The sequence below is a fragment of the Spirillospora sp. NPDC049024 genome (assembly GCF_040649235.1).
Taxonomy (GTDB): Bacteria; Actinomycetota; Actinomycetes; order Streptosporangiales; family Streptosporangiaceae; genus Spirillospora.
In genome coordinates this window covers 90,728-104,453 of record NZ_JBEZFD010000018.1, presented here as the reverse complement: position 1 = coordinate 104,453, position 13,726 = coordinate 90,728, and the positions used below count along the sequence as shown (strand labels likewise).

Here is a 13,726-nt window from a genome sequence, read left to right as displayed (position 1 = left end):
CCTTGCCTAAGAAAATCTTGCAAGGTTAGCCTTACCTAAGTTCGACCTTCCGGCCGCGAGAGGGAGCCGCCTTGTCCACTGCTCTGCCGAACCCCGCCGAGCCGGTCGTCGAGCACTCCTCGGCGCCGCTCGCCCTCATGGCCCGCCTGGCCGGATCGGGCCTGTTCAGCGACTACGTCGTCTACGAGCGGCCCGGCTCGTGGACGTTCGCTGGGGGCATGCTCGCCGAGGTCGTCCTCGACGCCGGCGCCGTCCACGCCCACTGGCCGGACCGGGCCCTCACCAGCCGCCCCTGGACGGGCCGTCCCGCCGACGCGCTCCGCGACACCTTCGCCGACGCGCCGCTGCCCGCGTGGAACGCCTACGGCTGGATCGCGTTCGAGTCCGCCGCCCCTCGCCCCACCGGCCGGCTCGCGCACCTGATCGTCCCCCGCACCGAGGTACGGGCCGAGCACGGCCGCGTCACCGTCACCGGCGTCGACCGGACCGACATCGAGCACGTGACCAAGCTCCTGGCCAAGCCGGACGGCCACCCCGTCGGCGAGCCCTCCCCCGTCGACGTCCGGGTCGGCGGCGCCCCCTACCGCGCGCGCGTCGCCGAGGCCGTGGCCGACATCCACGCGGGCCGCTACCAGAAGGTCATCGTGTCGCGCCGCCTGGACGTCCCCCACCCGGTCGACGTCGTCTCGACCTACGTCCGGGGCCGCGAGGCCAACACCCCGGCCCGCTCGTTCCTGCTCGACATGGGCGGCTTCCAGGCCACCGGGTTCAGCCCCGAGGTGCTCGCTAGCGTCGACTCGGCGGGGCGCGTCATGACCCAGCCCCTCGCCGGCACCCGCGCCTTCGGCCTCGGCGCCGACACCGACGCGCGCACCCGCCGCGACCTGGAGACCGACCCCAAGGAGATCTACGAGCACGCCGTGTCCGTCCGCACCTCCCAAGAGGAGCTGTATCGGGTGTGCGAACGGGAGAGCGTCCGCGTCACGGGCTTCATGACGGTGAAGGAGCGCGGGAGCGTCCAGCACCTGGGCTCCAGCGTCAGCGGCACCCTCTCCCCCGGCCGCACCGCATGGGACGCCCTGGACGCCCTCTTCCCCGGCGTCACCGCGTCCGGCATCCCGAAGCCGGAGGCGATCGAGGCCGTCACCCGCCTGGAGGAGCGCCGCGGCCTGTACTCGGGCGCCGTCGTCACCGTCTCCCATGACGGCGCGCTGGACTCCGCCCTCGTCCTGCGCGCCCTCTACACCGAGAACGGCCGCGCGTGGCTGCGCGCGGGCGCCGGGATCGTCGGCGCCTCGACCCCCGACCGCGAGTACGAGGAGACCTGCGAGAAGCTCTCCAGCATCGCGCCCCACGTCGTCGCGCAGACCTGAGCCGGCGGCGGGTAGGGACCCGCCATGCCGGAACTCCCAGACGTCGAAGGCTTCCGCCGGGTGCTCGCCGAGCACACCGGCAAGCGGATCGCCTCGGTATCGGTGCTCGACTCCGGAGTCCTGCGCGGAGTCACCGCCCGGCGCCTGGACACGGCGCTGCGCGGCCACCGCTTCGAACAACCGCACCGCCACGGCAAGTGGCTGCTGGCCCCGGCCCACGGCCCGGTGCTGCTGCTCCACTTCGGCATGACGGGCTCGCTCACCTGGCACCACCCGGACGAGCCCCGCCACCGCCACGACCGCGTCATCTGGAGGCTCCCCGACGGCGAACTGCGCTTCCGCGACATGCGCAAACTGCAGGGCGTCCACCTGGCCGCCAGCGCCAGAGAGGCGGACGAGACCCTTGAGAACCTGGGCCCCGACGCCCTGGACGTCTCCCGCAACGCCCTGGCCGACACCCTCTCCCACCACCGCGGCCGTCTCAAGACGACCCTCACCGACCAATCGGTCATCGCCGGTCTCGGCAACCTCCTGGCCGACGAGATCTGCTGGCGAGCCCGCATCAACCCCCTGAGCCCCGCCCGCGCCCTGACCACCCCCGAGGTCACCGCTCTCCACCGAGCAATGCGCCGAGTCCTCCGCGACTCCATCAAGGCGGAACGCGTCCCACCCCGAAAAACCTGGCTGACCGGCGCCCGAGACGCCAAGCCCCCCGTCTGCCCACGCTGCGGCACCCTCTTGGAAGCCCGCCGCCTATCCGGCCGCAGAACGACCTGGTGCCCCACCTGCCAACCCATCGAGTCCTGACGAGCGGGCCGCCCAGGCGGCTTGACCAGCCGGTTCGTCGGAATGCCGGATATCGTGGCGATCATGGCGCAGATCCGCTACCTCCAGGGCGACGCGACCTCCCCGCAGGCCAAGGGCCCCAAGGTCATCGCGCACATCTGCAACAACCGGGGCGGGTGGGGCAAGGGCTTCGTGCTGGCGATATCCAGACGCTGGCCGGAGCCCGAAGCGGCCTACCGGCGCTGGCACCGCGACCGCGCCACCAACGACTTCGAGCTGGGCGCGATCCAGCTCGTCCAGGTCCGACCCGACATCTGGGTCGCCAACATGATCGGCCAACACGGCGTCAAGACCGGCCGAAGCTCCGGACCGCCGATCCGCTACCAGGCAGTGGAGCGATGCCTCCACCGGCTGGCCGCACGAGCCATCGACCTCGAAGCGACCGTCCACATGCCCCGCATCGGCTGCGGCCTGGCCGGCGGACGGTGGGACCGCATCGAACCCCTCATCATCAACCAGCTCACCGAACCCGGCATCTCCGTCACCGTCTACGACATGCCATAGGGGCCCCGCTCGTCCGGCTTGGGCGGCCCGGCTCCGCGTCCCGCCTAAGGAGTGGATCGCTGCCCGACATGGTAAGAAGTCAGTTCTGGAACGGGACGGGGAACGCCGATGAGCAGGTATGAGGTTTATTTTTCGGTTGATGTGGAGGCCGATGGGCCGATTCCGGGGCCGTATTCCATGTTGAGCTTCGGCATGAGCGCATGTGGAAGCTTTGACGGGGACGAGTTCAGGCCGGTGGATCCGGCCGAGACCACGTTCTACGCGGAGCTGAAACCGATCAGCGACGCCTACGTCCCGGAGGCATTGGCGGTCAGTGGCCTGGATCGCGGCCGCCTGGCCGTCGAAGGGCGCGATCCGGACGAGGCGATGAACGCGGCCGCTGCCTGGGTGACCGCGGTGGCGGCCTCGGCGGGCGGGCCGCCGGTATTGGTGGCGTATCCACTCGGCTTCGACTGGATGTTCCTGTACTGGTATTGGACGCGGTTCGCTGAGGCCGGATCCCCTTTCGGGCACTCCCGGCACCTCGATCTCAAGACCGCTTACGCCACCAAGGCCCGCAGTCCGATCATTCGCTCGACCAAACGCCAGATGCCCGGTGAGCTGCTGCCGGACCGCCCTCACACGCATAATGCGCTGGACGACGCTATGGAGCAGGCCGAGCTCTTTCACAATCTGGTCCGCTGGGCCGGGCACCCGCGTCGGCAAGGCAAGGACCTTGCGGAGTGACGGGAACCTGGCCCCCTCCGGGAGAATGCGGGAGAGCGCTGAGGCCGGCGACGGACCCGCCCGTCTCCTCGGCGCGGGCGTGCTGGAGATCGAGGAGGCCGTGCTGTCGGAGGTCGGGGTGCGGCGGCACGAGTGGCGGATCGAGGCCCGGGAGTACGCCCGGCATGAGCGCCGCCGTGGGCGTCGTTTCGCGTTCACGCGGCTCGTTCCGGCTCGGACGGCGTTGGTGGTGATCGACATGGTGCCGTTCTTCGTCTCCGGCAACCCCTACTGCCGGGGGATCGTGCCCAACATCGGCCGCCTTGCTGTCCCCTGCCCGACCTGCTGGAGCAGCGCGCGATCGACACCGTGCTCATCACCGGCACCGTCACCAACGTGTGCTGCGAGTCCTCCGCACGCGACGCGAGCACCCTCGGACTCCGGGTCATCATGGTCGCCGACGCGAACGCGGCACGCCGCGACCAGGACCACAACGCCACCCTGCACACCGTCTACCGCTCCTTCGGCGACGTCCGCCCGACGTCCGAGGTGCTCACCATGATCGGATCAGTGCCCGCCGACGGCGCGAACCGGCGGCGGCACCCGTAGTCCGCAGTCCGTTGGTGTTCTGGGCCCGCAGTCGGGCGGTGTCATGTCATGGCCGAGTGCGAACGTCGCGCGGCCGCTCGGCTGCCCCTGCTGAACGGAGGCTCCGCGCCAGGGTGGGGATCATCACCGTCGCAGCGACGAGGTGCAGCCCCAGGAGTGCGGTGATGGTGGTCGTGTCCGCCCCGGAGAGGAAGGGCGGGACCAGCGAGATCGCGGTCAGCGGCACCGCCGTCCACACGAACCGCTCGGCCGGGCGGGCGCTCCAGCGAAGAAGACCGGCGGCGATGACGATGCCCACGACCGAGAAGAAGCCGGTCACCACGGCGAACCCGGGCAACGGGATCGATTCGCCGCCGGCGGGGAACTCGAAGTCGACGCCGGCGGCCTGGGCAAGCGCGGCGGCGAGGGTGGTGGCCACCATCGCCGCGAGCGTGGCGACGAGGCCGGTGACGGCGAGCCTGCGGAGTCCGCGGGTGTGGCCGGTCTGACCCGGTGCCGGGTCTGCGACGGCCCCGGGGTCGTCCATGGTGTTCATGTCGTTCTCCGTCATTCGGTGGCTGGTGCAGGGGTGGGTTGACTGGCGTGTGACGGTCCCGGCCTTAGGGGTGACGATGCGTACCCTCGCCGTGCGGCGGCCGGGGTTCCGCAGAGCGCGGACGCCGGTGCCCCGGAGCCAGAACCCGGCGTCGCGTCCGAGTACCGGTCCGGGCTCACCGCCGCGCAGTTCCAGCTGCACCCGCCCTTGGGTGACGACGCCGAACGCGTGGCCCCAGTCCGCCGCGGTCACCGCGACACGTGCGCCGCCGCGCAGCGTGAGCGTCCGCACCGGGACTACTCCGTGCCGTCCGCCGGCAGGCGCTCGGGCAGCTCGAGCCGCGCGAACCGGTCACCGTGGAACGTGACGAGCTCGCTGATCGCCCCGCCGGTGATGCGCAGCACGTCGAGCGTCAGCGGCAGGTACGCGCCCTCCCGCTCCTGCCAGAGGTAGAAGGCGACGGCGGGCTGCCGGTTCACGGAGGTCTGGACGGCGCGCAGGCCCTCCAGGCGCTCGAAGCCGTCCTCGACCCAGTCGTTCACCACCTTGTCGCGGCCGACGAGCAGGCCCGGCGTGGGCGGCATGGAGAAGCGCACGTCGTCCCGCAGCAACGCGGCGAGCCCGTCGACGTCCGTGGCCACACTGGCGTCGGTGAAGCGGCGCACCAGCTCGCGCGTCCCGGCGTCCTCCTCCCCGCCGGTCCAGTCCTGCCGCTCGGCGGGCAGGTGCTCCCGCATCCCGGCGCGGGCCCGCTGCAGCGCGCTGTTGACGGAGTTGACGGAGTCCCCGAGGAGCTCCGCGACGTCCTTGGCCGGCCAGCCGAGCACGTCCCTCAGGATCAGCACGGCCCGCGGGCGCGGCGCGAGGTGCTGGACGGCGACCAGGTACGCCAGCTCGATCGTCTCCCGCGCGACGGCGACGGCCTCCGGCTCGTCCGCGTCGCCCGCGGGGAGCTCGTCGAGCAACCGGTCCGGGTAGGGCTGCAGCCACGGCACCTCGCCGCCGGTCGCCGGCTCCGGGCGGCGCTTGGCGAGCAGGTCCAGGCAGGCGTTGGTGGCGATCCGGTACAGCCAGGCCCGGAACGTCGACCGCCCCTGGAAGGTCTCCCGCCGCCGCCAGGCGCGCAGGAACGTCTCCTGCACGGTGTCCTCGGCGTCCTCGAACGATCCGAGCATCCGGTAGCAGTGCACGTGCAACTCCCGCCGGTGCCGCTCCGCCAGCCCCGAGAACGCCGGCTCGTCGACCTCGCCCAGCCCGCTCACGCCCACCTCCGCCGGCCGCGTGTCCGCACTCATCACGTCATCCTTCCCTCTCGCCGTGTTCCGTCATAGGTGTGACGGGTGCGGCCGCGAGAACTCATCACCGGGGTCTGCCGGCGCGGGATCGAGTCGGCGGCAGCGGGGGCGCCGCTGGCGGCGGTGGGGGCGGGTGAGGTCGGCGAGGTGGTCCGGCGATCGGTCCGAAACGGCCCTCGTTCGGTCGCGGCCCTGTGGAACCGCGTACGAATAGGCCACTGATATTCAGATGCCAACGGATCCGGGGCGGGTTACCTTTTGATCAGCGCGTCGGGTCCGGTGCCCGCACGGGTCGAAGGCCATCGGTTATCTCTTTCGCATAGAACCCATCCGGTGGTCGTTCCCACATCCGTGCGAGCACCTGACCCTACGGGTCGAACCGGACGTGCCGGAGGGCGGGTCGAAGTCCCGTCGGTTACCACCACTGCAAATGGAGAGGTTGCGGGTTCGAGCCCCGTCCGGGTGTCAGCCCGGTAGCTCAATCGGAAGAGCCCTTAGACCCGGTGGGCGCAACCACATCCGCCCTCCCCCACGCTGTGGAAGGGGTCTGGCAGGCCAGGCCACCGCTCCGGTCTGCACGGCGACCGGCTGCTGTCCTACGAGTCGGCCCGGCGCCGGATCTACCTGCCGGCTTACCGGTGGGTTCTCGAACACCGCGTCGCCGATCTGATGGAGCGGCTCCGCGAGAAGAAGGACGTCGTGCTCCTCGACTACACCACCCAACGGCGACGTCACCGATCCCGCCAGCCCGCTCTCCCACGCCGCGCTCATCCAACTGCACATAGAGGGGCGCTGGCCACGAGAAGGCGACGCGGATGCCGCCGGCGCGTCAGCGACGGGATGAGCGGGCCTGCCGATATTCGAATGCGAACGGATCCGGGGCGGGCTACCTTTTGATCAGCGCGTCGGGTCCGGTGCCCGCACGGGTCGAAGGCCATCGGTTATCTCTTTCCAACAGATGCAATCCGGTGGTCGTTTCCACATCCGTGCCGGCACCCGGCCCTACGGGTCGGGCTGTACGCATATGGGAGGGCGGGTCGAAGTCCGCCGGTTATCGTAATCCAAGGGTCGCAGGTTCGAATCCTGCCCAGCCGACGAAGTCGGCTGGTGGCGCAGTCAGGCAGCGCATTGGGCAAAAACCCGGCGGGCGCAACCACATCCGCCCTCCCCTATGCAGGCCGACCGCTCCCCCACATCCGCCCCACCGGCGGGTCGAAACTCCTGGAGGCCCCTAATGGCCCGTGACCCTCTCGCTTCGGTGTCCACCGTCGAGACGCCGCAGAGCCGGCCGATCCCCGGCCGCGAGACCGAGCAGGTCCGCAACAACGCCGGCGGCTACGGGTTCGCCAAGGACCTGTGGACCCGCCTGGAGGACTTCCTCATTCTCGGCACCACCGGCGGCACCTACTACGTCGGTGAGGACAGGCTCACCGCCGACAACGCGCGGGTCGTGTTCGACGCGATCGCCGCGGACGGTGTCCGGGTCGTCGACCTCGCTACGGAGATCTCTACTGCGCGTCCGCCTCGGGCGCCGAAGAACCGTCCCGCGCTGTTCGTCCTGGCCGCCGCGGCGGCGCGCGGGGACGCCGACGCCCGGCAGGCCGTGAAGGCGTCGCTGGCGCAGGTCGCGCGGACGACGGACCACTTCGCGACGTTCTTCGGGTACTGGAAGAACCTCGGCGGCAAGGCCACCGTCGGCGGGACCGCGCCGGTGATCGGACGCGCGATGCGGACCGCGCTCGCGTCGTGGTTCCTCAACGGCGACGTCGACCAGGTCGCGTGGCGGGTGTGCAAGGCGCGGCAGCGCAAGACCCCGTCCGGGGAGGCGTTCGCGCTGCGGGACGCGCTCCGCATCGCGCACCCCAAGGCCGACTCCCCGGCGCGGCGTGCCCTGTTCGGGTGGATCGCCGGGAACGTCTCCGACGAGGACGTTCGGACGCAGGTGCCCTCGGTGGACGCGTTCCTCACGGCGCAGGCCGTCACCGGCCCGGTCGAGGCGATCGACGTCGTGCAGGACCGGGGCGTGCCGTGGGAGTTCCTCCCCGACGCGGTTCTCACCGACCCGGGCGTGTGGGACGAGCTCGTCGACACGATCGGGATGACCGCGCTGATCCGGAACCTGTCCCGGATGACGCGGATCGGGACGCTGACCCCGATGGGTGACGCGACCCGCCGCGCCGCGGCCCGGCTCACGGACGCCGGCGCGCTCGCGAAGGCCCGGATCCACCCGATGGACCTGTTCCTCGCTCTGCGCGTGTACGGGGCCGGTCACGCGCAGCCGAACCCGCGCGCCGACATCCAGCGCTGGTCGCCGGTGCCCGCGATCGTCGACGCGCTCGACGAGGCGTACGAGCTGTCGTTCGGGCACATGGAGCAGTCCGGCCGGCGGCTGCTGATCGCGGTCGACTCGTCCGGGTCGATGTCGTGGGGCGGCGTGCGCCACGGCGGGACCCCGCTGGGGTCCTGCTACGAGGTCGGCAACGCCATGGCGGTCATCCTCCACCGCATCGAGGGCGGCAACTGCCACGTCATCGACGTCGACACCGCCGTGCACGCCTCCAGGGTGACCGCGCGCACCAACCTGCGCGAGATCGGCTCGTGGCGGCCCAGCGGCGGCGGCACCGACCTGTCGCTGCCGTTCCAGTGGGCGCAGCAGCAGCGCCTCGACGTCGACGGGGTCGTGGTCTTCACCGACAACGAGACGTGGGCGGGCCGGCGGCACCCGTCGCAGGCGCTCGCCGCCTACCGCAGGGCCGTGAACGGCGACGTGCGGGTCGTGCTCGCGGCGATGGCCGCGAGCGGGCACACCATCGGCGACCCCCGCGACGAGGGCGTGCTGAACGTGGCGGGGCTGGACGCGTCGCTGCCGATGTTGGTGAACGGCTACTTCCGTTGAGGTTCCGGGGCAGATGACGATCTGCCCCGGAGGCCGCATCAGTCCGCCGCCTGAACGGGCTGCCGGAGGACGGTCTTGAACTTGGCGGGCTCGGTCCGGCGGTGGTCGCCGAGGTAGACCTCGTGATGGTGGCCGGACATCCGCAGGTTGTTGGCGGCGAGGTACTCGTGGTGGAGCCTGGCGAGTGCAGGGCCCTCATCGTCGTAGGGTCCGACGTGCAGGAGTTGGGCGCAGGTGCCCTCCTGCAGGCTTTCGCGGCGGACCTCGGCGATCGCCGGCAGGCCCTTCTTCGCCAGCGCGGCCCGCTTGGCCTCCTCGATGAAGTCGTCGGTGATCCAGTCGGGCTGGCTGATGAGCATGCGCCATTGCCAGGCGTCCTTCTCACGGGTGATGAACACCTCCGGGTCGTCGGACCACCACAGCCCTTCGAGCGGCCCGACGACGAAGTCCCGGCCGAGGTCGGCCTTGCTGGCGAACTTGATCGTGTAGGCGACGGCGTAGAGCGCCTCGACGGCGCGGGCGTAGCCGGCGCTGGTGTTGGGGTCGCCGCTTCCGTCGGCGGCGATGAACCGCTGCGCGGGCACGTCGACCAGTGCCCAGTCGGTGTTCTTCGGCGCGTAGCACTGCTTGAGTTCTCGTTTGATGTCATAGCGGGTCGTCATGGCCGTCTGCCTTCCTGGCTGGGGGCTCGTCGGTGGATCGGTCGTCGGGTTCGGCCGCCCGGTAATCGGCCAGCCACCGCTGTTCGGCGGCCAGCTGGCCCAGCGAGTAGTCGAAGATGGCGCGGACGAAGCCGGGCACGTCAGGTTGCGCGTCACGGGCGGCTCGGATGGCGGCCATCCGCTCCGCCAGGGCGGCGGCGCGCCGGTCGAGCGCGTCCCGCAGGCGCTCGGGCGGAACGACCGGCTGGTTGGCGAGCCCGACCAGGAGGGGCGGGAACACCGGCCGGAGTTCGGCCACCGCGGCCTCGGCCGCCCTCGCGCACGCCTCGCGGCCCTCGGCTGTGGGCTCGTACACCCGGCGCGCCCTTCCCCGGACGGGACGCGGCGCGTCGACCTCGGTGATCAGCCCGCGGTCGCGGAGCCGGGTCAGCAGGTAGTAGATCGAACTGAAGCCGATCTCGGTCCACTCGCGCATGCCCCGGGCGGTGATGACTTCGTCCAGCTCGTAGCCGTGCCTCGGCTTCTCTACGAGCAGGCCAAGCAAGGTCAACTCAGCTGGCGTCAGGTCTGCGGCCACCCACTTACTCTAGTACTAGAATACACGGCGATCGGTCACTTCCCTGTGCTGCTCTCCGTCAGGCGCGCTGGGGCGCAGACCTCGATGGGCGCTGTTCAGTCACCTGCGGCGGGCGGGAAGTCGAAGTCCCACGCCATCTCCCACACCCACATGCCCGACCCGAGGTCGGTGGTGGCCAGCAGGGTGCCGTCCCGGCTCAGCGCCGCGCTGTAGAGCGTCGCGCCATGGCCTTCCAGCGTGCGCAGGCAGCGCCCGGAGCCGATCTCCCACACCCGGACCTGCCGGTCCTCGCCGGTGACGGCGAAGGTCCCGTCGGCACTGAGGGCGAACGCGCTGAGGAAGTTCGGGATCGGCAGGGTGGTGACGATCTCGCCGTTGTCGGTCCGCCACACGTGCAGCGCGTTCTGGTCGGGGGACGCGCCCAGCCTGCCGTCGGCGCTGAAGGCGACGGGGGTGTCCAGCCCACCGCTCACCCCCTGGCTGAGGAAGGAGTACCGGAGTTCGCCGGTGCCCACGTCCCATGCGCCGACGAACAGGCCGTGGGAGACGAACAGGGTCCGGCCGTCCGCGCTGAAGTCCAGGCGCTCGTCGCGCGGACGCGACCGCAGCGTCCACGCGGGGCGGTCCTCCCCCAGCGGCCACAGATGGATCTCGTTCTCGTCGAGCGGGCCGCCGAAGCGGTTCGCCTCCGGGTGCGTGCCTCCGTGCGTGGCCGCGAACCGGCCGTCCGGGCTGAGCGCCGCCGCGTGGACGCCGCCGCCGTGCGCCCGCCACGCGTGCAGGATGCTTCCCGCGGGCAGGTCGCGGAGGCGGAGGCCGCCGGTCCGGTCGCCGATCAGGATGCGGTCGCCCACCGGATTCACCGCGAACGCGCTGATGGCGCCGAACTCGTCGGTGAACAGGCGCTTGACGCCGGTTTCGAGGCTCAACTGGCGGATCGTGCCCGAGGATGTCAGGACCAGGAGCAGCATCCCGTCCACGCCGAACCGGATGTCCCTGGCGGTTCCGCCCTCGCCTCGGTCGAAGGTGTGCAGCCGCTCCCCCGCGGCGACGTCCCAGACGTCCACCTCACCGGTCCACCGGCCGGTCGCCGCGATGAGACCGTCCTCGCGCAGGGCCAGCGTCGGGGGCTGCGTGAACTCGCTGTGCCCGTCGTAGGAGTACAGCGGCGACGCGCTGAGCAGGGTGGACCTGCGGCCGTGCTCGCCCACCCGCGCCCACGCCCCCCGCAGGTCCGGGTGAAGGCCGAAGCCGGGCATCCGCTGGGCGGACCTCAGCGCCTCCGCCGCGGCCGGGTACCGGCCCCGGCTCGCCAGCTCGTCGGCGCGGTCCATGAGATCGCGGAACACGTCGTCCGCGCGGGTGAGTTCGCCGGCCGACCGCGGCCGCGCGCAGTACCAGGGGGCCTGATAGCCGCCGGTGGGAAGCGAACGCACCGCGATGCGCCCCCAGGGCAGGCCGACCACCGCCGCCCGGCCGTCCGCGCTGACGTCGAGGGAGCACGCCCAGCGGGCGTCGGACGGCAGTTCCCGGTCGATCGTGCGCAGGCAGCGGCCGGTCGAGGCCTCCCACACCTGCACCTGCGAGCCGCCGTCCGCCGAGGTCACCACGGTCGGCCCTGCCACGGCGACCGCGACGTCCTCCACGTGCCGCCACGCCTGCGGCACCTCGCTGACCACGGCCGACCGCTGCGCGTCCCACAGGGTGAGCGGCCCCTGCCACCAGGCGGCCACGGCGTATCGCGCATCGGCGGACACGCCGCCGATGTCCATCGCGCTGGTGTGGACGGGACGGCCGTACAACGTCCCTCGGACGGGCCCGGCCAGCATGCCGACGCATTGTTCGCCTCCCACGTCCCACGAGCGGACCGTGCAGTCATGGTCCGAGCCGAACGACGCGGACAGGGCTCTGCCGCCGTCCTGGCTCAGCGCCAGAGATGTGACGGGTCCGGCATGTCCGCGCAGAGTGGCGACGCAGCGCCCCTCGCCGGCCTCCCAAACCTGGATCGTGCCCTGCGCGGACCCTGTCGCGACGTATCGGCCGTCGCCGCTCACGGCCACGGTCCGGACGTCGTTCACCGCCGGCAACCTCCGCAGCCGGCGGCCTCGCTTGAGATCCCACAGGTCGACGGTGCCGTCCTCCAGGACGACCGCCCCGAGCGCGCCGACCGTGTCCATGGCGAGGGCGGCGACCGGCTGCCCGCGCCTCGCCAGTGTGCGCTGTCGCCGGCCGGAATCCGTCGCCCACAGCAGCAGCCTGCCCGTCCGATCGCCGGACAGGACGAGGCCGCCGTCCGCACTGATCGCGACCGCGGAGACGTCGTCCTCCACGCGACCGGGGCCTTTCCGGGCCCGCGGGTCGAGGTCGGCGCGGATCTGCGGCGGGCGGCGCTCCCACTCGGCCAGTGCCTCGGCGGCGTCCGGGGAGGCGGGATCGGCGGCGACCGCCTCCCGCAGCAGCTCACCGGCCAGTTCGTCCTCGTGCCGCTCCAGTTGCACCGCACCCAGGAGAAGGGCGCCGTGTCCCGCCCGGCCGGCTCCGGACGCGGCCAGCGCGGCCTCGATGTTGGAGACGACCTCCTCGCCGGTCTCCTGGCCCGCCCGCCATCTGTGCAGGCCGAAGTTGTAGACCGACGGCAGGTGGTACGGGTCGGTGCCGATCGCCCGCCGCCACAGCTCCTCGGCCTCGTCGGTCCGGCCGAGGTCCAGGAGCGAGAGGGCCTGGTTCGACAGGCCGTCCGACAGCAGCCGCGCCGCCTTGGGCGCGGGCCGCTCGTAGTCGGCGCCGAGGACCTCGCGGTACGCCTCGGCGAGCGTCGCCGCCAGTACCCCGAAATCGGCCGGACGCGCCGCCGGGTCCTTGGTGAGGCACCGGCGCAGCACGGTCACCACCGCCGGCGGGACCGGTACCGGCGTGTCGTCGTCCAGTACGGCTTCCAGCGCCTCCCGGGCGTCCTGGCCGCGGCGCGCCGGCAGCCGTCCGGCGAACATCTCCAGCACGGTCACCGCCCACGACCACACGTCGGTCGCCGCGGTCAGCCGGACGTCCCGGTCCCCCGCGGCCGCGGCCGCGGCCGCCTGCTCCGGGGAGCAGTACGCGGGCGTCATCCCGCCGAAGGTGACCGTCTCCGGACGGCCTCCAGGCCGCGCCGCCTCGCCGCTCCCCGCTCGGGCCTTGGCCAGGCCGAAGTCGGTCACCTTCGCCGTGCCGTCCGCTTCCAGCATCACGTTCGCGGACTTGACGTCCTGGTGGATGAGCCCCGCCTCGTGTGCGTGCTGGAGCCCCCACGCCGTCTGCACGGCTATGTCGAGGATGCGGGCCAGCGCCGCCTGCGGGCCGCCCGCGTACAGCTCTCCATTGCTCACGGCCTGAGCCAGGTTGCCGCCGTCGGCCCATTCCGCGAACACCCGGGGCACGCCCTCGATCGTGCGGACGTACGCGCAGGCGACCGTGTGCGGGTGCAGCCCGAGCCCGATCCACGTGCCGGCCTCGGCCTCGAAGTAGGCACGGTCCTCCGGGGTCCGGACCAGCTCGGGTCGCGGCGTCTTCACGGCCATGTCCACCCGCCAGCCGCGATGACGCACCCGATGCACCACCCCCATCCCGCCGCTGTGCACCACGCCGAGCACCTCGTAAAGGCCGAGCACGACCTCCCCCGGCACCCACTCCCTAGTCGCCTCCATGGCGTCAGTCTGCGCGATTCCCGCGCGGTCCGCGTCCTGGA

12 protein-coding genes are annotated in these 13,726 nt (G+C 71.9%); 7 read left to right on the top strand and 5 right to left on the bottom strand.

From position 1 onward, the window contains the following. The first annotated feature begins 71 nt into the window (after positions 1–71). The 5 genes from AB0C21_RS29730 to AB0C21_RS29710 all read left to right on the top strand — a co-directional run bounded on the left by AB0C21_RS29730 (position 72) and on the right by AB0C21_RS29710 (position 4,037). Positions 72–1,373, top strand: a complete 1,302-nt coding sequence (locus AB0C21_RS29730) for a salicylate synthase (protein WP_500208632.1) — start codon at positions 72–74, stop codon at positions 1,371–1,373. 24 nt (positions 1,374–1,397) lie between these two features. Then, the gene (locus AB0C21_RS29725) at positions 1,398–2,180 is read left to right on the top strand and encodes an Fpg/Nei family DNA glycosylase (protein WP_500208631.1); all 783 of its coding nucleotides are present in this window, start codon (positions 1,398–1,400) and stop codon (positions 2,178–2,180) included. Positions 2,181–2,243: 63 nt separating this feature from the next. Then, complete coding sequence (locus tag AB0C21_RS29720; RefSeq protein WP_500208630.1) at positions 2,244–2,723, top strand: macro domain-containing protein; 480 nt, start codon at positions 2,244–2,246, stop codon at positions 2,721–2,723. 108 nt (positions 2,724–2,831) lie between these two features. Further along, positions 2,832–3,449 (top strand): 3'-5' exonuclease family protein, encoded by a 618-nt coding sequence (locus tag AB0C21_RS29715; protein ID WP_500208629.1) that lies wholly within the window; start codon positions 2,832–2,834, stop codon positions 3,447–3,449. 270 nt (positions 3,450–3,719) lie between these two features. Further along, entirely contained in the window at positions 3,720–4,037 is a 318-nt protein-coding gene (locus AB0C21_RS29710) for an isochorismatase family protein (RefSeq protein ID WP_500208766.1), read from the top strand. Between the two features lie 46 nt (positions 4,038–4,083). On the opposite strand, the gene AB0C21_RS29705 is transcribed toward AB0C21_RS29710, so the two are convergent. Further along, positions 4,084–4,863: a DUF6069 family protein gene (locus AB0C21_RS29705; protein WP_500208627.1), complete on the bottom strand. Its 780-nt coding sequence runs from the start codon at positions 4,861–4,863 to the stop codon at positions 4,084–4,086. 5 nt (positions 4,864–4,868) lie between these two features. Beyond that, positions 4,869–5,867, bottom strand: a complete 999-nt coding sequence (locus tag AB0C21_RS29700) for an RNA polymerase subunit sigma-70 (protein ID WP_500208626.1) — start codon at positions 5,865–5,867, stop codon at positions 4,869–4,871. A gap of 534 nt (positions 5,868–6,401) precedes the next feature. Here AB0C21_RS29700 and AB0C21_RS29695 point away from each other — a divergent pair. Further along, positions 6,402–6,764, top strand: a complete 363-nt coding sequence (locus AB0C21_RS29695) for a DUF6939 family protein (protein ID WP_500208765.1) — start codon at positions 6,402–6,404, stop codon at positions 6,762–6,764. Between the two features lie 337 nt (positions 6,765–7,101). Next, the gene (locus AB0C21_RS29690; protein WP_500208625.1) at positions 7,102–8,763 is read left to right on the top strand and encodes a TROVE domain-containing protein; all 1,662 of its coding nucleotides are present in this window, start codon (positions 7,102–7,104) and stop codon (positions 8,761–8,763) included. Between the two features lie 38 nt (positions 8,764–8,801). On the opposite strand, the gene AB0C21_RS29685 is transcribed toward AB0C21_RS29690, so the two are convergent. From AB0C21_RS29685 to AB0C21_RS29675, 3 genes are all read right to left on the bottom strand, one after another. Then, positions 8,802–9,425 carry a GyrI-like domain-containing protein gene (locus AB0C21_RS29685; RefSeq protein ID WP_500208623.1) on the bottom strand — a complete coding sequence of 208 codons (624 nt, stop codon included), beginning with the start codon at positions 9,423–9,425 and terminating at the stop codon, positions 8,802–8,804. Next, complete coding sequence (locus AB0C21_RS29680) at positions 9,409–10,002, bottom strand: PadR family transcriptional regulator (RefSeq protein WP_500208621.1); 594 nt, start codon at positions 10,000–10,002, stop codon at positions 9,409–9,411. Before AB0C21_RS29680 ends, AB0C21_RS29685 begins: the two co-directional genes overlap by 17 nt. 95 nt (positions 10,003–10,097) lie before the next feature. Beyond that, a complete protein-coding gene (locus AB0C21_RS29675) occupies positions 10,098–13,685 on the bottom strand; it encodes a protein kinase domain-containing protein (RefSeq protein ID WP_500208620.1) in 3,588 nt (1,195 codons plus the stop codon). Positions 13,686–13,726 lie beyond the last annotated feature (41 nt).